This window comes from Nocardia sp. NPDC005746, assembly GCF_040630785.1.
In the GTDB taxonomy this organism is placed as follows: domain Bacteria; phylum Actinomycetota; class Actinomycetes; order Mycobacteriales; family Mycobacteriaceae; genus Nocardia.
The window spans coordinates 326,670-344,722 of record NZ_JBEXYE010000006.1; the positions used below are offsets into that span (position 1 = coordinate 326,670).

Annotated in this window: 19 protein-coding genes and 1 pseudogene; 8 read left to right on the plus strand and 12 right to left on the minus strand. The window is 68.7% G+C overall.

The window, feature by feature from the left end; all coding sequences use genetic code 11:
- Nucleotides 1-5 precede the first annotated feature (5 nt).
- On the minus strand, nt 6-791 hold the full coding sequence (locus ABZ412_RS14680) for a VOC family protein (protein ID WP_357280677.1): 786 nt from the start codon (nt 789-791) through the stop codon (nt 6-8).
- Between the two features lie 131 nt (nt 792-922).
- On the opposite strand from ABZ412_RS14680, the gene ABZ412_RS14685 reads away from it, so the two are divergent.
- Complete coding sequence (locus ABZ412_RS14685) at nt 923-1,951, plus strand: DUF1906 domain-containing protein (RefSeq protein ID WP_357280680.1); 1,029 nt, start codon at nt 923-925, stop codon at nt 1,949-1,951.
- A gap of 292 nt (nt 1,952-2,243) precedes the next feature.
- Nucleotides 2,244-2,468 (plus strand): hypothetical protein, encoded by a 225-nt coding sequence (locus tag ABZ412_RS14690; protein ID WP_213559337.1) that lies wholly within the window; start codon nt 2,244-2,246, stop codon nt 2,466-2,468.
- Between the two features lie 86 nt (nt 2,469-2,554).
- Here ABZ412_RS14690 and rpmF read toward each other — a convergent pair whose 3' ends face one another.
- From rpmF to ABZ412_RS14705, 3 genes are read right to left on the minus strand one after another with little or no spacing between them, the layout of a single operon-like run.
- Nucleotides 2,555-2,728: a 50S ribosomal protein L32 gene (gene rpmF / locus ABZ412_RS14695; RefSeq protein WP_357092303.1), complete on the minus strand. Its 174-nt coding sequence runs from the start codon at nt 2,726-2,728 to the stop codon at nt 2,555-2,557.
- On the minus strand, nt 2,728-3,015 hold the full coding sequence (locus ABZ412_RS14700; RefSeq protein ID WP_357280682.1) for a type B 50S ribosomal protein L31: 288 nt from the start codon (nt 3,013-3,015) through the stop codon (nt 2,728-2,730). The genes rpmF and ABZ412_RS14700 overlap by 1 nt, the downstream gene beginning before the upstream one ends.
- A gap of 4 nt (nt 3,016-3,019) precedes the next feature.
- Nucleotides 3,020-4,306: a GTP-binding protein gene (locus ABZ412_RS14705; protein ID WP_357280685.1), complete on the minus strand. Its 1,287-nt coding sequence runs from the start codon at nt 4,304-4,306 to the stop codon at nt 3,020-3,022.
- 109 nt (nt 4,307-4,415) lie between these two features.
- Between ABZ412_RS14705 and rpmB the strand changes: the two genes are divergently transcribed.
- From rpmB to rpsR, 4 genes are read left to right on the plus strand one after another with little or no spacing between them, the layout of a single operon-like run.
- Nucleotides 4,416-4,652: a 50S ribosomal protein L28 gene (gene rpmB, locus ABZ412_RS14710; protein WP_357280687.1), complete on the plus strand. Its 237-nt coding sequence runs from the start codon at nt 4,416-4,418 to the stop codon at nt 4,650-4,652.
- A gap of 10 nt (nt 4,653-4,662) precedes the next feature.
- Complete coding sequence (rpmG, locus tag ABZ412_RS14715; protein WP_326306153.1) at nt 4,663-4,833, plus strand: 50S ribosomal protein L33; 171 nt, start codon at nt 4,663-4,665, stop codon at nt 4,831-4,833.
- A 1-nt stretch (nt 4,834) separates the two neighbouring features.
- Nucleotides 4,835-5,140 (plus strand): 30S ribosomal protein S14, encoded by a 306-nt coding sequence (gene rpsN / locus ABZ412_RS14720; RefSeq protein ID WP_357280690.1) that lies wholly within the window; start codon nt 4,835-4,837, stop codon nt 5,138-5,140.
- Nucleotides 5,141-5,190: 50 nt separating this feature from the next.
- A complete protein-coding gene (rpsR, locus tag ABZ412_RS14725) occupies nt 5,191-5,445 on the plus strand; it encodes a 30S ribosomal protein S18 (RefSeq protein ID WP_357092315.1) in 255 nt (84 codons plus the stop codon).
- Between the two features lie 178 nt (nt 5,446-5,623).
- Here rpsR and ABZ412_RS14730 read toward each other — a convergent pair whose 3' ends face one another.
- On the minus strand, nt 5,624-6,187 hold the full coding sequence (locus tag ABZ412_RS14730) for a LysM peptidoglycan-binding domain-containing protein (RefSeq protein ID WP_357280692.1): 564 nt from the start codon (nt 6,185-6,187) through the stop codon (nt 5,624-5,626).
- A gap of 217 nt (nt 6,188-6,404) precedes the next feature.
- On the opposite strand from ABZ412_RS14730, the gene ABZ412_RS14735 reads away from it, so the two are divergent.
- Nucleotides 6,405-6,866: a hypothetical protein gene (locus ABZ412_RS14735; protein ID WP_357280695.1), complete on the plus strand. Its 462-nt coding sequence runs from the start codon at nt 6,405-6,407 to the stop codon at nt 6,864-6,866.
- A 92-nt stretch (nt 6,867-6,958) separates the two neighbouring features.
- On the opposite strand, the gene purH is transcribed toward ABZ412_RS14735, so the two are convergent.
- The 6 genes from purH to sucC form a co-directional block, all read right to left on the minus strand.
- On the minus strand, nt 6,959-8,533 hold the full coding sequence (gene purH / locus ABZ412_RS14740) for a bifunctional phosphoribosylaminoimidazolecarboxamide formyltransferase/IMP cyclohydrolase (RefSeq protein ID WP_357280698.1): 1,575 nt from the start codon (nt 8,531-8,533) through the stop codon (nt 6,959-6,961).
- The gene (gene purN, locus ABZ412_RS14745) at nt 8,530-9,165 is read right to left on the minus strand and encodes a phosphoribosylglycinamide formyltransferase (RefSeq protein WP_357280701.1); all 636 of its coding nucleotides are present in this window, start codon (nt 9,163-9,165) and stop codon (nt 8,530-8,532) included. Before purN ends, purH begins: the two co-directional genes overlap by 4 nt.
- Nucleotides 9,166-9,268: 103 nt before the next feature.
- On the minus strand, nt 9,269-10,882 hold the full coding sequence (locus tag ABZ412_RS14750) for a DUF6350 family protein (protein WP_357280704.1): 1,614 nt from the start codon (nt 10,880-10,882) through the stop codon (nt 9,269-9,271).
- 120 nt (nt 10,883-11,002) lie between these two features.
- Entirely contained in the window at nt 11,003-11,992 is a 990-nt protein-coding gene (locus ABZ412_RS14755; protein ID WP_357280706.1) for a DUF5336 domain-containing protein, read from the minus strand.
- Nucleotides 11,993-12,421: 429 nt separating this feature from the next.
- Entirely contained in the window at nt 12,422-13,336 is a 915-nt protein-coding gene (gene sucD, locus ABZ412_RS14760) for a succinate--CoA ligase subunit alpha (protein ID WP_357280709.1), read from the minus strand.
- Between the two features lie 14 nt (nt 13,337-13,350).
- Nucleotides 13,351-14,517, minus strand: coding sequence for an ADP-forming succinate--CoA ligase subunit beta (gene sucC, locus ABZ412_RS14765; protein ID WP_357280711.1), 1,167 nt, complete (start codon nt 14,515-14,517; stop codon nt 13,351-13,353).
- 1,055 nt (nt 14,518-15,572) lie between these two features.
- Between sucC and ABZ412_RS14770 the strand changes: the two are divergent.
- Nucleotides 15,573-16,304 (plus strand): annotated as a pseudogene (locus tag ABZ412_RS14770) (M23 family metallopeptidase); the annotation flags it as partial.
- An 80-nt stretch (nt 16,305-16,384) separates the two neighbouring features.
- Here ABZ412_RS14770 and pgi read toward each other — a convergent pair.
- A complete protein-coding gene (gene pgi / locus ABZ412_RS14775; protein ID WP_357280714.1) occupies nt 16,385-18,025 on the minus strand; it encodes a glucose-6-phosphate isomerase in 1,641 nt (546 codons plus the stop codon).
- Nucleotides 18,026-18,053: the final 28 nt, after the last annotated feature.

Genomic DNA, 18,053 nt, shown 5'->3' on the forward strand with positions numbered 1-18,053 from the left:
CCGCACTAGCGCGGCACGTCCCGGGGATCGAGCAGACCGAACAGCTCGCCCTGGGGCGCGGCCATGATGGCCATCCGGCCGAACGGTCCGTCGGTGGCGGACATGAGCACGGTCGCGCCCAGTTCCACGGCGCGGGTGAGGCCGGAATCGATGTCCTCGGACTGGAACCAGGTCAGCCAGTAGGGCTGGGCCGGGGCGACGCCGTTCACGCTGTCGTCGTTGATGCCGCCGACCGAGCCGGTCCCGCCGGGCGGGGTGAAGGTGGCGTATCGCGTTGTCTCGTCGTCGAATTCGGCGAAGGTGAAGTCGAAGACCGCCGCGTAGAAGGACTTCGCGGCCTCGAAATCGCCGGTGTGCAAGTCGTTCCAGACGTAGGCGCCGTGCTCGTTGTACACGGCCGCGCCGTCGTGGGCGCGGGCCTCCCACACCGCGAAGGGCGCGCCGGACGCGTCGGCGGCCACGAACATGCGGCCGAACTCCATCACGTCGAAGGCGGGCACCAGCAGGCGGCCGCCCGCCGCGGTCACCTGCCGCGCGCACGCGTCGGCGTCGTCCACCGCGAAGTAGGTGGTCCACACCGAGGGCATCGCGGCCTCGGGTTTGGGCCCGATGCCCGCCACCGCGCGGCCGTCCCGCAGCGCCATCAGGTAACCGCCCGACTCCTCCTCGCCGCCTTGCATGTCCCAGCCGAACAGTCCGGCGTAGAACTCGCCGGCCTTGGCCGGGTCGTCGACCTGACAGTCGACCCAGCACGGTGTTCCGGGCGGCCACGCCTCGTCGCGTACAGGCATTTACGAATCTCCGTTCTCACTGATCAGTGACGCACCTCACAAAGCGCTCCCAGTCAACCACTCTCGATCGATCGCCGCGATGGTTCGGATTCGGCTCCCTGCGGCGCCGCCGTCGAATTACAGTGGGAGTCATGCGTTTCGGGCTGGACTACGCCGCAGGTCGGCCCGCGCCGCGTGCCATCACGGCCAACGGCTACGACTTCGTGGTTCGCTACCTGTCCGAGGGCGGCCCCTCGCTGCCGGGCAAGCTGCTCACCCCCGCCGAAGCGGATGACCTGCGCGCACACGGGATTTCCATCGTCGCGAACTGGGAGACCACCGCCGCCCGCATGCTGGACGGCTACGGCGCGGGCGTCACCGACGCGCGCGCCGCGCTGGCGCAGATGCTGCGCTGCGGCGGCCGGGCGGATCGGCCGATCTACTTCTCCGCGGATTTCGACGCGACCCCGCAGCAGCAGGTGCCGATCGACGCCTACCTGGACGGCGCGGCGAGTGTCCTCGGACGCTCGAATGTCGGTATCTACGGCGGGTATTGGCCGGTGAGCCGGGCGCTGGACGCCGGGACGGCGACCTGGGCGTGGCAGACGGTGGCCTGGTCGGGCGGGCGGGTGGATCCGCGGATCGCGATCTACCAGAACGGCGAGCAGGTGATCGTCGACGGCGTGGAATGCGATGTGAACCAAACCGACCGAATCGATTTCGGCCAGTGGGATGCGGAAACGGAGGAACCCGACTTGACACCCGAACAGGACGCGGCATTGCACGACATCCAGATCCAGCTGCGCGGACCGGGCCTCAACGGCTGGCCGCAGCTGGGCACCGATGCCCAGGGCCGCAACCGGACGGTGGTGGACGGGCTGGCGGCCGCGCTCACGCGGATCGACGAACTGCGCACCGAGATCAGCGAACTCGAAGCCACCACCGCCGAGTTGAAGGAGGAACTGGCGCGGGTGGCGGGCAAGGGGCACTGGCCCTTCCCGTTCTCGCTCGTCGAGGGTCCGGCCACCGCGTTCGCCGATCAGCTGGCAAAGCTCGAGCAGTTGCTGCCGGATGTGCCGTTGCCGGGCTGGGGAACCGGACCGAACGGACATTCCGGCGATAAGGCCGCGAATGGATCAGCCTCGGCGAGTGCCGCACCGAAAGCCGTATCCGACAGTTAGATTGGGTGAATTGTCGGATTCTCTCCGTCGGGGGAAGAACCCGAAACGGCCTCTGAAGTGGCGATGAGCGGGTTCTCCTGTAGTCAGGAGAACCCGCCCTCAAGGCACGAGAATACCGTCACCAGGCCACGACTTCACAACTTTAGGAAGACTTTTTCGCACCCGCGCGAAATGTTCACCCGCGACCGGGGCCTCCGCAACACCCGAGCAGATCACTGGCGGGACAGCAACTTCAACGCTATCGTCGGGCTCGTCCGTTCTTTTGCTCCAGTTCCAGGCGAAGGAGGCTCTCGTGGCCGTCAACGTGGTACTCGACAAAGCTCTCGACAAGGCCTACGAATCCAAGTCTCTCGACGACATCCTGGCCGCGCCGCCGTCGGCGCTCGCCGGACTCACCGAGAAGCACGACGCCCAGCTGCTCGAGGCGCTCGGTGTGAAGACCATCGCCGACCTCGGCAAGAACAAGTACTTCCGTCTCGCCGCCACCCTGGTGGACCTGGCCGCGAAGGAGGGCTGACGGGCCCCCGGGAAACCCGGACCCGCAGCAGTGGGGGGTTCGGGGGGCCAAGCCCCGAACCCCCACGACCCGTGGTTCTCTCGAACTCAGAGTTTCCCAGGATCGATCAGCCCGCGTTCGACGGCTCGCAGCAGCCGCCGCGGCACCATACGCACCACTCCCCCGACCGTAACCGGCACCAGATCCGGCGGGCTCGCCTTCCACTGCGAACGGCGGCTGTGGGTGTTCGCGCGCGACATCCTGCGCTTCGGAACGGCCATCAGGCGTTCTCCTCTCCGGTGATCGAATCACGGTTTCCTCGAACGCGTTTGCCGTAGCGGCGCTCGAACTTCTCCACGCGGCCCGCGGTGTCCAGGACGCGCTGATTCCCGGTCCAGAACGGGTGCGAATCGGCGGTCACGTCCACCACGAGCAGCGGGTAGGTATTCCCGTCCGCCCACTCGATGGTGCGGGTGGAGACCGCGGTGGAACGGGTCAGGAAGCACTTGCCGGTGCCCACATCCTGGAAGACCACCGGATGGTAGTCGGGGTGAATTCCCTGTTTCATCACTTCACCTTTCGTTGTTGCGGGTCTTGCCGTCGCCGGCGGGCGTCGAGCGTGTGGTGTCGCACGGTTCCTCGTGCTGATCGCCGAACGGGTCGAACCACAGCGCGACCCGTTCCGGGGCGAAGCGCACCTGCCGCAGTTCGTCCTCGTCCACCAGCGCCCAATGCAGCGCGTTCCGGATCTCGTCGGCGTCTGCGTCGGCGACCAGGATCACCAGCGAGGTGTGGCGGTCGCCGAAGTGCTCGTGCCAGCGCAGCGAGGCCAGCACGCGGCGTTCCGGGTCGACCTCGTCCAGCTCGCGGGATGTCATGGCCGCGAGCCACTTTCCGGCGCCGCCGACACGCAGCCCGCCGCCCGCCGATTCCAGCCACACCACCTCGTCGGGCTGGGTGGCCAGCCAGGCCCGGCCGCGCGCGCTCACCACGCCCTCCAGCAGCACATCGATGGCCGAGTGCAGTCGATCGGGGTGAAAGGGGCGGTCGGTGGCGAATTCCAGCAGTGCCACACCGCAATCCGGCTCCAACGGCGGTGCGCCCGCCAGCAGCGGGGCGTGCGGATCGAAGGCCGCGCCGCGGCGCGCGTCGGTGGGCACCCGGCGCAGCAGCCAGGTCAGATCGTCGACGTCGAGGGTGGCGGGGTCGGCTACCCAGCTGATCGGGGCGCGCGGGGCCAGCCGGGCCAGCACGGCGGTCGTGCGCTCCCGGTCGAGCAGGTCGGCTCCGGAGTCGAAAACCAGCAGGGCATCGGCGAACTCGGCCTGGCCGACGGCCAGCTGCGCCACGGTGCGCTCGTCCTCCGCGGTGACATGGCCGCGCTCGGCGAGGGTCTCGTCGCCGGTGGCGTCGGCCAGCCAGTCGCGGGCGTCGACGCAGGTGAGGACGGTATCGATGCGGACGCTGCGGGCGGCCGGGCCATCGACGCGACCGACCACACCGGTCACCACCACGTCATTGACGGCCTGGCACACGGCTTCCGCCTCGAAAGCCGGATCCAGCGCGAGCACGATGCGCCGCACCGAATCCCGTTCGGCGAGCTGACACAGGTAGGGCAACAGGTCCGCGCGCAGAGTGCAGGAGACGCAGCCGTGTGCGAGCTCCAGCACGGTGAGGGTCTCGCGCCCGTCGAGGCGGACTCTCCGGCGCACCACGCCCTCGCGCAGTTCGCTCAGATCGTGCCGGACCACGACGGTGCCGGGCTCGGCGCCCAGCAGGCGCGCGGCCTGCTCGACACCGTCGGCCGCGCGTCCGGGGAGTCCCGCGAGGACGAGCACAGGCTTGCGTTGGGACGCCACCGGTCCCCCTTTCGACAATGATTTTCAATTACCGGGGAGTCAATGTACCGTGGAATAAATTCGTTGTCGAAAACGATTGTCAGTATCGTCTACCCCGAAGGGAGTGCCCATGTCGGCCATCTGCCAGGTCACCGGTCGCAAGCCGGGCTTCGGCAAGTCCGTATCGCACTCGCACACACGGACCAACCGGCGCTGGGACCCCAACATCCAGCGCAAGACCTACTACCTGCCCAGCGAGGACCGCCGCATCACGCTGCGGGTCTCGGCCAAGGGCATCAAGGTCATCGACCGCGACGGCATCGAAGCGGTCGTCGCTCGCCTGCGCGCCGCCGGCGAGAAGATCTGAAAGGAAGACGATGGCATCGAAATCGACCGACATCCGGCCCGTCATCAAGCTGAAGTCGACGGCCGGGACCGGCTACACCTACGTCACGCGCAAGAACCGGCGCAACGATCCCGACCGGATGGTGCTCGAGAAGTACGACCCGGTCGTCCGCAAGCACGTCGACTTCCGCGAGGACCGGTGACATGGCGAAGAAGTCCAAGATCGCCAAGAACGAAGAGCGCAAACTGATCGTGGAACGCTGGGCCGGGCGGCGCGCGGAACTCAAGGAGATCATCCGCAAACCGACCAGCAGCGACGCCGAGCGGACGGCCGCGCAGTCCGCCTTACAGAGAATGCCGCGCGATGCCAGTCCGGTACGATTGCGCAATCGGGACGCCGCGGACGGACGCCCCCGCGGCCATCTCCGCAAGTTCGGCCTCTCGCGCGTGCGCGTTCGCGCGATGGCCCATCGAGGAGAGCTGCCCGGTGTGCACAAATCGAGCTGGTAAGCATCCACCATTCGTTGACAACGACACCGCGTGAGTGAGGAACCGCTGACATGGCAGTGAAGCGAGCACCGTCGAAGAAGATGCGGGCCGAGCAGGCCCGCCGTCCGAAGAAGAACCCCCTCATCGCGGCCGGCGTCGAGACCGTCGACTACAAGGACGTGAACCTGCTCCGCACGTTCATCTCCGACCGCGGCAAGATCCGCAGCCGCCGCGTGACGGGACTGACCCCGCAGCAGCAGCGCCAGGTGGCGGTGGCCGTGAAGAACGCCCGCGAAATGGCCTTGCTGCCCTTCACGAGCCGATAGCTCGCGGAGCGAAAGCCCAGGAATAGGAACAACTCTCGGACGCTCAGGGGGTACCCCTGAAACCCCGGCAGAGGTGTGAGCGGGAGCGACGGCACGGCCCGTCCACCCCCAAATCCGAGGCCCCCGAATGCTTTTGCACTCGGGGGCCTCGTTCTCGTTTACGTGGCGGAGCCGCGAGTTACGGGATGGTCAGCACCTGGCCGGGCTGAATCAGGTCGGGGTTGTCGACACCCGACGCGTTGGCGATCTCCTGGTAGCGGTTGCCGTCGCCGTAGAAGCGCTCGGCGATGGCCCACAGGGTGTCACCCGGCTCGACGGTGTAGGTCTGGGCGGCGGGCGGCGGCGGCGGGGGGACATCCTCGACCGCGGCGGCCTGGGTCTGGACCGGCTCCGGAGCGGGAAGCGGGTTGTCGGTGTTGGTGCCCGACGACCACAGCGAGCCGCCGTCGGAGCCGTACAGCACCACATTGCGGTCGGCCTGCACGACCAGGCGGTCCGCGCTCTTGCCATTGGTCTCGGTGGACCAGGCGGCGCCGTCCTCCTTGTAGAGGACGAAGTTGCCGTCATCCTGCAGGGTCGCCTTCACGACGCCCTGGCCGTTGGTGCCGGAAGCCCATTCGACCTTGCCACTCGGGTCGGACAGCACCAGGTTGCCATCATCTTGCAGGGTCAGGGTGTACGCGCCGCCTTGCAGCGACTGACCACGACCGAGTTCTTCGCCAACCTTCAACGAGTCGCCCACGGTGCGTCCTTTCGGGAGGGGGGAACATGAGATAAGACGATGTCGCGGAACTGCATTCGCACATCTGGGGACGACAGTACCGACTCCGCCCCCGTCACCGCATCGTTACGCGCCGGTTCTGCGAAGATTTCGGCGTGTCTTCGCCAGAAATTCGCCGGCTGGGCTTACACGGCGCTCTGGACCGGTCCGGCGGTCGCGGGACATTAGGGTGTCAGCCATGTACGGGACACGGGCACGCCGCCTGATCGCTGCCGGCGCAGCCACTCTGATCGGGCTCAGCCTCACCGCCTGCGGGAACTCCGGCGACGGCGGCGGCACCACCTCCAGCAGCACCGGCGCGACCACCACCGCCGCCACGCCCACCGAAGCGACGAACGGACAAACCGGACGCGAGTTCACCGCCGACCCGACTATCGTGAGCCCGCACGGCATTCCGTTCGACAGCTGGACCCGCATCGCCCCCGACAAGATCGCCGTCAACTTCCAGACCGGCTCCCCCGAATGCTACGGCGTGGACGCGAGCGTCACCGAGACCTCGTCCACCGTCACCGTGGACCTGCGCTCGGGCACCCGCGCCGACGCGGTCGGCAAGATGTGCACCATGATCGCCGTCTTCGGCAGCCTCGAGGTGCAGCTGAAGTCCCCGCTCGGCGATCGGAAAGTATTGAGCGCCACGTAATCCCGCATACGCGACAGGGCCCGGACCGCATATGCGATCCGGGCCCTGTCCCGATCTCGTGGTACCGCTACCGCGTCACCGCCGACTCATGCTCAGTGCGCGAAGTGGCGAGATCCGGTGAGGTACAAGGTGACTCCGGCCTCACGGCACAGGTCGATGGTGTCCTTGTCGCGGATGGAACCGCCCGGGTGCACGATGGCGCGCACGCCCGCCGCGACCAGGATCTGCGGGCCGTCCGAGAACGGGAAGAACGCGTCGGACGCGGCCACCGAACCCTTGGCCCGCTCCCCGGCCCGCTCCACCGCCAGCTTGCAGGAGTCGACCCGGTTGACCTGACCCATACCGACGCCCACGGCCGCGCCGTCGTCGGCCAGCAGGATGGCGTTGGACTTCACGGCACGGCAAGCGCGCCAGGCGAATTCGAGGTCACGCAGGGTGGCCTCGTCGGCCGCCTCGCCCGCGGCGAGGGTCCAGTTGGCGGCGCTGTCGCCCTCGGCGTCGAGGATGTCACGGTCCTGCAGCAGCACGCCGCCGCTGACCGGACGCAGCTCCGCGCCCTTGCGCTGGGCCGGGTCGGCCACCAGCACGCGCACGTTCTTCTTGCGCGCCAGCACCTCCACCGCGCCGTCGGCATAGGACGGGGCCACCACGACCTCGGTGAAGATCTCGGCGACCTGCTCGGCCATCTCGACCGAGACCTCACGGTTGGCCGCGATCACGCCGCCGTACGCGGAGACCGGGTCGGTGGCGTGCGCCTTGCGGTGCGCCTCGGCGATATCGGCGCCGACCGCGATGCCGCACGGGTTGGCGTGCTTGATGACCGCCACGGCCGGGGCGTCGAAGTCGTAGGCGGCGCGCCAGGCGGCGTCCGCGTCGGTGTAGTTGTTGTACGACATCTCCTTGCCGTGCAACTGCTGCGCCTGCGCCAGCCCGCGCGGGCCGCCCTGGCTGGTGTACAGCGCGGCCGCCTGATGCGGGTTCTCGCCGTAACGCAGCACGTCCTCGCGCTGCCAGGTGCCACCGATCCACTCCGGGAACTGCTGCGCGGCAGCCGATTCCGGCGCCACGGCCGGAACCGCGACACTGGTCATCCAGCTGGCGACGGCCACGTCGTAGGTAGCGGTGTGCTGGAAAGCCTTGGCCGCCAGGGCGGTCCGCTCGGCAAGAGTGAAACCACCCTGCGCCACGGCGGCGATCACCTCGGCGTAGTCACCGGTATTGACGACCACCGCGACCGACGGGTGGTTCTTGGCGGCGGCGCGCACCATGGACGGGCCGCCGATGTCGATCTGCTCTACGCACTCGTCGACGCTCGCGCCCGAGGCCACCGTCTGGGTGAACGGGTACAGGTTCACCACGACGAGCTGGAAGGCCTCGACACCGAGCTCGACCAGCTGGTCGACGTGCTCTTCCTTGCGGGTGTCGGCCAGGATGCCGGCGTGCACGCGGGGGTGCAGCGTCTTGACCCGGCCGTCCAGGGTCTCCGGGAAACCGGTCAGGTCTTCGACTTTGGTGACCGGAATGCCGGCGTCGGCGATCTTGCCGGCGGTCGAACCGGTGGAGACCAGCTCCACGCCCGCCTGGTGCAGACCGCTGGCCAGTTCGATCAGCCCGGTCTTGTCGTAGACGCTTACGAGGGCCCGCTTGATCGGCTTGCGTTCACTCACCGGAGAACTCGCTCATCTGGGATAACTGCCTTTCGTCCATCGGAGACAATGCCTCGGGTAGCGACGGCGGCGACGGTCTCCGCCAGCAGCCGGCGCTCCACGACCTTGATGCGCTCGTGCAGGGTCGCCTCGTCGTCATCGGGCAGCACGGCGACCGCCTCCTGCGCCAGGATCGGCCCGGTGTCGATGCCCGAATCGACCAGGTGCACGGTCGAACCGGTCACCCGCACGCCGTAGGCGAGCGCGTCCCGCACCCCGTGCGCACCCGGGAAGGCGGGCAGCAGCGCGGGATGGGTATTGATGATGCGACCGCCGAAACGGTCCATGAAAGCCGGGCCCAGGATCTTCATGAAGCCCGCCGACACCACCAGATCCGGTGCGAAGGCGGCCACGATCTCGGTCAGCGCCCGATCCCATTCGGCACGGTCGGCGAACTCGCCCAGCGCGACCTTGAACGAGGAGACGTCGAACGCCTCGGCGTGCTCCAGGGCGGCGCAGTCGCGATCCACGCCCACGGCGACCACCTGCGCCGGGTAGCCCGGCTGCCGGGTCGCTTCCAACAGGGAACGCAGCAGGGACCCGGTGCCGGAGGCGAGCACCACGACGGACGCGGGTGCGGTCGGCGGCAACATCGGGGCGGGCGTGGACGTCAGCGCACTACTCCCTGTCGATCGGGGCGGGGAAGGGACAGCGGGAAGCTATCCGCCGACCAACAGCCTAACGACCGTGCACCGGCTACTTGTCCGGCAGGTCTCCCTCTACCACTTCCGCGTCGACGATGTCGGGGTTGTCGGCGGATTTCACACCGGAGGCGGACCCGTCGTCGTCCTGGTCGTCGACCAGTTCGGCGTCCAGGGCGTCGTCGAGGTCCTCGTCGTCGTACCAGCCGCTCTCGGCGTGGTGGCCGGTATCGGACTCCGCGGCGGAGGCGGGGGCGTTTTCGCCGGGTTCGTCGCCGTAGTCGTCGTACTCGTCGTCGTAGTCGTCGTCGGCATACTCGCCTTCGGCGTAGTCGTCGTCGGCGTAGTCGCCCTCGTACTCGTCGTCCGCGTACTCGTAGCCGTCGTCCGCGTAGTCGTCGTACTCGTCCGTGTACTCCTCGCCGGCGACGGCGGGCGCCGCGGCCGGGCCGCCGAACCAGCGCGCGCCGAGCAGGCCCACGTATCCGGCGACCGCGAACCACACGAACACCAGCACCGCGCTCAGCGCGGTCGGGCCGATCCGGCCGAAGGTGCCGAGCTCGCCGCCGGCCAGCGCGCCCAGCAGCGCCATGCCCACGGCCGCGACCCCGGCGGCGGTCAGCGTCGCCCAGGGCGCGGTCGCCCGATCCCGGGAGGTGCGACCGCATTCCAGCCCCGACAGCACGCCGATCGCCGCGGGCGCCAGCAAGAGCGCCAGCCACCACAGCGCCACCGGACCCGACGGCACCGCGGCCGCCACCGGCACCGCGGGCACCGGCGCACCGTCGATCGCGAACAGGCTCAACGACCCCGGACCGATCCGCACCTGCCCGCCGACCAGCAGGCTCACCCCGTCGACCGCGATATTCGGCAGGTAGGCCAGCGACAACAGCGTCAAACCCAGTGCACCGGAGACGCTTCCGGCGGCCGCGTGATAGGTGTCGCCGATCCGCGACCAGTGCGCCAGGAACGACACCACGGTCAGCACGGCCGCGGCGGCCAGCAGCCGGCCCGCGGCCAGCGCACCCGCCCGGGCGCCGGGAACCACCCAGTCCGGCAGCGGAATCGGCAGCAGCTCCGCGAACTCGCGCCACCGGCGCGAACCGATACCGGCCATGGCGGCCAGCAGATTCAGCCAGGCGACCCAGGCGAATGCGGCCAGGGTATCCGGCGGTTGCAGCGGCACCAGGGCCGCCGCGTCCTCGGCCACCGCCAGGCAGACCGCGGTGATCAGCAGCGGGCCGCCGACGGCCGCCCCCAGCACCCAACCCAGATCGCGGATCTCGCAGTCGGAGTCGGCGGCCTGAGCGCTGTCGCGGGCCACCAGCCACAGCATCAGGAAGGTCGGCAGCAGCGGCCACAGGCCGATCCCGGTCTTGCCGATGACCAGCGGAACCTGGTGCACCGCAAGCCAGCTCGCGGCGATCGCCCCGGACGACCCGCCCATGCCGCCGCCGGCCGCGAACAGCGTGGCGTACACCAGAATGAAGATGATCAGCAGCGTGATGGCCGACGCCCGCGCCGCCACCAGCATCAGGACCCGCGCGAATTCCGGGGTGAGCGAACCGAATCCCCCGCCGTCGCCCCCACCCCGCTGCACCGGCGGCCGCCGCGGCGCCCGCAGGTCGGGGTCGCTCAGGCGAGCCAGGGCAGTTCTCGGGGCACTCATGGACAACCAGCGTGGCAGCATCTCGGAAACCGTAGGGTCAGGCGCGCCGGGCGAGCGGCGCGCGGGCAAAGAGAACGGCCCCCGGTCGGATACCGGAGGCCGCACCTTTGACGCGGAAAACTACTTGTCGTCCTGGCCCGGACGGAAGGCGCGGGTGGCGTCCGCGGCCGGATCGGCCGCCTGCTCACCACCGAACGGCTGCGCCGGGCGCTGCTGCTGACCGCCGAAGTGCTGGGTCGCGTCCGCGCTGCCCGCGGGCTGCTGCTGCGCGCCGTAGGACGGCTGCTGACCGAAGGACTGCTGCGGCTGCTGACCGTACCCGGGCTGCTGCTGACCGTAGGTCGGCTGCGAACCGGTGCCGTAGCCCGCGGGCTGCTGACCGTACCCGGCCTGCTGGCCGTACGACGGCTGCTGACCGTAGGCGGGCTGGGCGGGCTGGCCGAAGGACTGCTGCGGCTGCTGGCCGAAACCGCCCGGCTGGCCGAACGAGGGCTGCTGGTAGGACTGCGGGCCGGTCTGGCTGAACGGCTGCTGCGGCTGCTGACCGAAACCACCCTGCGGCGCGGCCGGTTTCGGCTCCGGCGCCTTCACGATGCCGGCCTCGAACAGCAGTGCCAGCACCGCGACCACGGCCTGCACGAACGCCAGGAACAGGATCACCCAGCCGCCCCACTTCAGCGTCATGCTGTCGCCGAGGTTGAAGGAGCCGAACAGGATTCCCAGGAAGGCGCCCAGCGAGGCCGCCGCCACCAGACCGGTGTTGCCGCTCTGCTTGGGCAGCAGGGACAGCCCGGCCACCAGCCCGGCGATCAGCAGGATCGTTACCAGCGCCGCGGAGCCCGCGCTCTCGAACAGGCTGAAGGTGGTGTCACCGCCGACCCGGGTGTTGCCGATCTCGACGGCCTTGGTGCCGACGTAGGGCGCGAAGCCCAGCAGGAAGTTGAGCACGCCGAGCGCGGCGACGCCGACGGTCAGGAAGAAAGGCAGCCCCTTGCCCGCAACAGGCGAGGTTCCCGAACCGGCCGCGGGAGCGCCCGCGCCGAATCCGGAACCGGAGGAAGGCGTCGGCTGGGGCGCGTTGTATCCCGAGCCCCCGGTCGGGTAAGCCATGTCGTCGTCTCCTATCGAGTCGTTCACGAACTTCCACCGACGCTACTGCACGCAGCGGCCGGTGGCAGCATCTACCACCACCCGTGCCTCTACCGCAATAGCCGATTCGGCGCAGTACCCGACGGCAGTACCCGCCCCCGCGCGTCCCCAAACGCCCGGCGCACGACGCGTTGCTCACACTCCCGCGAATCACGAAGGCCGCCTGTCGAATTCGACAGGCGGCCTTCGTATCAGCCATGTGGAGCAGGTGGGCCTGCGACCCGCATCGGCATCAGCTGTGCACCGCCACCTCCGGCAGCGGACACCAACCAGACACTTCTCGGTTTGCGCCCCGCATCAGCTGTGCACCGCCACCTCCAGCAGCGGACACCAACCAGACACTTCTCGGTTTGTGCCCCGCTGTCGTCAGACAGCGGGGCACGAGAACCATCAAGCGCTGATGGAAGCCTTCTCCAGGATCTCGCGCGCGAGGGCGGCGGTCTCGGACGGGGTCTTGCCGACCTTCACGCCCGCGGCCTCGAGGGCGTCCTTCTTGGCCTGGGCGGTACCGGCGGAGCCGGAGACGATGGCGCCGGCGTGGCCCATGGTCTTGCCCTCCGGGGCGGTGAAGCCCGCGACGTAGCCGACGACCGGCTTGGTGACGTTGGCCTGGATGTAGGCCGCGGCCCGCTCCTCGGCGTCGCCGCCGATCTCGCCGATCATGACGATGAGCTTGGTCTCCGGGTCCTTCTCGAACGCCTCGATGGCGTCGATGTGGGTGGTGCCGATGACCGGGTCGCCGCCGATGCCGATGGCGGTGGAGAAACCGAAGTCCCGCAGCTCGTACATCATCTGGTAGGTCAGGGTGCCCGACTTGGAGACCAGGCCGATCGGGCCCTTGCCCGCGATGTTGGCCGGGGTGATGCCGACCAGCGACTCACCCGGGGTGATGATGCCGGGGCAGTTCGGGCCGATGATGCGGGTCTTCTGACCCTTCTCCACGTTGTAGGCCCACGCGTACGCGGTGTCCTGCACCGGGATGCCCTCGGTGATGACCACGAGCAGCGGGATCTCCGCGTCGATGGCCTCGATGATGGCGTCCTTCGAGAAGGCCGGGGGAACGAACGCGATGGAGGTGTCGGCGCCGGTCTTCTCCATGGCCTCGGCCACGGAAGCGAACACGGGGAGCTCGACGGTGTTGCCGTCCTTGTCCACGTGCGACACGGTGGTGCCGGCCTTGCGGGCGTTGACACCGCCGACCACGTTGGTGCCCGCCTTCAGCATCAGAGCGGTGTGCTTGGTGCCCTCACCGCCGGTGATGCCCTGGACGATGACCTTGTTGTCCTTGTTCAGGAAGATAGACATGTGGGTTCGTGTCCTTACTTGGCGGCGGCCAGTTCGGCGGCCTTGTCGGCGCCTTCGTCCATGGTCTGAGCGAGAGTCACCAGCGGGTGGTTGAAGTCGGCGAGGATCTTGCGACCCTCCTCGACCTTGTTGCCGTCGAGGCGCACGACCAGCGGCTTGTTGGCCTCGGCGCCCAGGGTGTTCAGGGCGCCGACGATGCCGTTCGCGACCGCGTCACAGGCGGTGATGCCACCGAAGACGTTCACGAACACGGACTTGACCTGGGCGTCGCCCAGGATGACGTCGAGGCCGGCGGCCATGACGGCCGCCGAGGCGCCGCCACCGATGTCGAGGAAGTTGGCCGGCTTCACGCCGCCGTGGTTCTCACCGGCGTACGCGACGACGTCGAGGGTCGACATGACCAGACCCGCGCCGTTGCCGATGATGCCGACCTCACCGTCGAGCTTGACGTAGTTGAGGTCGTTCTCCTTGGCCTTGAGCTCCAGCGGATCGGTGGCGTCGATGTCCGCGAACTCGGCGTGGTCGGCGTGGCGGAACTCGGCGTTCTCGTCCAGGGTGACCTTGCCGTCGAGGGCCAGGATCTCGTCGTTGGGGGTGCGCACCAGCGGGTTGACCTCGACCAGGGTGGCGTCTTCCTTGATGAAGACTTCCCACAGCTTCTGGATGGTGACCGCCGCGGCATCCAGGATGTCGGCCGGCAGGTGGCCCTGCTCGGCAATGCTGCGCGCGAAGGCCAGGTCCACGCCCTTGACCGCGTCGACCGGCACCTTGGCCAGACGATCCGGCTTGGTGGCGGCGACCTCTTCGATCTCCATGCCGCCCTCGACCGAGCACATGGCCAGGTAGGTGCGGTTGGAGCGGTCCAGCAGGAAGGAGATGTAGTACTCCGCCGCGATGTCCTTGGCCTCGGCGACCAGGACCTTCTTGGTGATGTGGCCCTTGATGTCCAGGCCCAGGATGTTGGTCGCGTGGGTGAAGGCGTCGTCCGGGGTGGCGGCGTACTTCACGCCACCGGCCTTGCCGCGGCCACCGACTTTGACCTGCGACTTGATCATCACCGGCTTGCCGATTTCTTCCGCGATCGCACGGGCGTCCTCGGCCGAGTCCGTGACGCGGCCCTCCGACGAAGGCACTCCGTGCTTCACGAAGAGTTCCTTCGCCTGATATTCGAAGAGATCCATGTACTCACCGTCTCGTCTGCGTTGTTGTGACAACGTCTTGGTTGGCGGCCCGTCGTCGGAGGCGGGTCGGCTCGGACTCTAATCAGTCACATGGAGCGGAAATCAGCCGCATACAGCCTAAGTGGCGCAGGTCACGGGATTGTCTCCGGGAGTGGAAAACCCCTCGTCAATGCTACTGACGGGTAGCTTGTTGACCCGGTGCCAGGTGGAGCCCGCGAATCCCGGAGAGTGACACTGGCTACTACGTGGCGTAGTTGACAAACCTCACGCGGTTACCCAGGGCACAGTGAGCACATTCCGGATAAACGAGTGATGAATGTCACAGCAGTGTGTCGAAGCAGTCCCATCGCTTGCTGAGCCGCAATCGTTTCGTTACCGTCGTTGCGGTCGATGTCACAACCCGGTCACGGACAGGAGGACGGCAGGCTTTGAGCGACAGCTCGTTCCCTTCGCAGCACCGGCCCCGCCGCGGCCACCGCTATCGCGAGGACGCGGATCAATCCGGCGGCGCAACGACATTCGATTCTCCCGTCAGTACCCACAGCGCGGTCGCCCACGGCGAGTGGGACGCGACCCAGGCCTGGAACGGCGGCGCCCAGTGGGAGCAGCCCGCCCAGCCGTGGGAGCAGCCCGCCCAGCCGTGGAACCAGCAGGCCCAGTGGGATCCGCAGGCGCAGTGGCAGTCCGACGCCGACTGGAACGGCGGCGCGCAGTGGGATGAGCCCCAGCAGCACTGGGACGAGGCCCCGCAGTGGCAGCAGGCCGAATCCGATGACTGGCAGGCCGAACCGAACTGGGACTACAACGCCCAGACCACGGTGAACGGCTGGGCCGCACCGAATCCCACCGATTGGGCGCCGCAGTCGCGGACCAACTGGGATCCGACCGCGGACCCGACCCCCTCCGACAACTACCGGCCGGTCTACACCTTCAAGACCGCGTCCGGCGAGAAGCTCCAGTTCTCCGGTGACGGCGCCCGCGTCGATCACGGTGCGCTCGACGACTATTCGGCCGACGAGCCGCGTCCGGCCCGGACCGGCGGCAAGCGCCGCGCCGGCGGCTCGCACCGCCTACCCGCCCCGCCGAACGCCCTCAAGGGCCGGGCGGCCGTGGTCGCGGTCGCGGCCGGTGCGGTCGTGGCAGCCGGTCAGGCCACCATCGAAGCCTCGGCCAGCGACAGCAGCAATGTCGACTACCAGGCGGCCAACCAGGTCAAGGAGGTCGCCGCGACCTCCGTGGTCGGCGGTTCCGACACCACCGCGGGCTCCCCGCAGGTGCTGAACCCGAACGCGCCCGCGAACCTGGACCAGTTCAACGACATTCTGGCCAAGGGCAAGCAGTTCGCCGCCGACATGGCCAACCAGGAGGCCTCGAAGTACCGGCCGCTGTGGACCAAGTTCACCGCCGCGGGCACCTTCACCTCCGGCTTCGGCATCCGCTGGGGCGTCGCCCACCAGGGTGTGGACATCGCCGCCCCGATCGGCACCCCGATCTACGCGGTCGCCGACGGCACCGTGCTCGAGGCCGGGCCCGCTTCGGGTTTCGGCATGTGGGTCCGCCTGCTGCACGACGACGGCACGGTCACCATCTACGGCCACATCGACACCGCGACGGTCTCGCAGGGCCAGCGCGTGATGGCCGGCGATCAGATCGCCACGGTCGGCAACCGCGGGTTCTCCACCGGCCCGCACTGCCACTTCGAGGTCTGGCTCAACGGTGTCGACAAGATCGACCCGCTGCCCTGGCTGGCCTCCCGCGGCATCTCCCTCGGCCCCGAAAGGGACTGACAGCCTCCGAAACAGCGAAAAGGCGCGTCCTGCGGGACGCGCCTTTTCTCGTATCTCGCCGGGCCGGTGCCCCGGTCCGGTCAGCGCCGGTTCGCGCGGTACCAGCCGATCAGCGCGTCCGTGGAGGAGTCCGCCTGCGGCTGTGGATCTTCCGCGGCGGTGAGCAACGGCGCCAGCGCCAGCGCCTGCTGCTTGCCGAGCTCCACACCCCACTGGTCGAAGCTGTCGATGCCCCAGATCGCGCCTTCGGTGAAGACCTGGTGCTCGTACAGGGCGATGAGCTGTCCGAGTACCGACGGGGTCAGCTGGGGCGCGAGAATGGCCGTGGAGGGCCGGTTCCCGGGCATCACCTTGTGCGGCACCAGGTTCGGGGCGGTGCCCTCGGCGGCGATCTCCTCGGCGGTCTTGCCGAAGGCCAGCACCTTGGTCTGGGCGAAGAGGTTGCTCATCAGGATGTCGTGCATGCTGCCCGTGCCGTCCATGGTGGGCAGATCGTCGGTGGGACGGGCGAATCCGATGAAGTCGGCGGGCACCAGCCGGGTGCCCTGGTGCAGCAGCTGGTAGAAGGCGTGCTGGCCGTTGGTGCCGGGCTCGCCCCAGAAGATCTCGCCGGTGGAGGTGGTGACCGGGGAGCCGTCGGCGCGCACCGATTTGCCGTTGGACTCCATGGTCAGCTGCTGCAGGTAGGCCGGGAAGCGGGCCAGGTCGTTGGAGTACGGCAGCACCGCGCGGGACTGGGCGCCGAAGAAGTTCGAGTACCAGACGCCGAGCAGACCGAGCAGGACCGGCGCGTTCTCAGCCAGGGGCGCGTTCCTGAAATGCTCGTCCACGGTGTGCATTCCGGCCAGGAACTCGGCGAAGCGCTCCTTGCCGACGACCGCCATCACCGACAGTCCGATGGCCGAGTCCACCGAGTAGCGGCCGCCGACCCAGTCCCAGAACCCGAACATGTTGGCGGTGTCGATGCCGAAGTCCGACACCCGCCGCGCGTGCGTGGACACCGCCACGAAGTGCTTGGCGACCGCGTCCTCACCGAGCGCCGCCACCAGCCAGCGGCGGGCCGCGGTGGCATTGGTGAGCGTCTCCAGGGTGGAGAAGGTCTTGGAGGCGACGATGAACAGCGTGGTGGCCGGGTCCAGGCCGTCGAGCTTCGAAACCAGGTCCGCCGGATCGACATTCGAGACGAAGCGGGCGGCGATGCCGGCGTCGGCGTAGTGCCGCAGCGCCAGGTACACCATGGCCGGGCCCAGATCGGAGCCGCCGATGCCGATGTTCACCACCGTGGTGATGCGTTCGCCGGTCGCGCCGCGCCACTCCCCCGATCGCACGTCGTCGGTGAACGCGCCCATCCGCTCGAGCACGTCCTGCACCTCGGGGACGACGTCCTCGCCGTCCATGTCGATGCGCTGCCCGGCGGGAACCCGCAGCGCCACATGACCGACCGCGCGGTCCTCGGAGGTGTTGATCCGTTCCCCCGCGAACATGGCGTCGCGGCGTCGCTCGACCCCGGCCGTCTCCGCCAATTCGACCAGCAGATCCAAGGTTTCGCGGGTGACTCGGTGCTTGGAGTAATCGATATGCAGGTCACCGACCCGCACGATCAGCTCCCGGCCGCGCTCAGGGTCCTCGGCGAAGAACTCGCGCAGGTGCCGCGAGGCCAGGGAGGAGTGGTGATCGTGCAGTTTCCGCCAGACCGCCGACGCGGTGATGTCGCTGCTCACTCTCGGCAGGTTACAACCACCGTGCCGA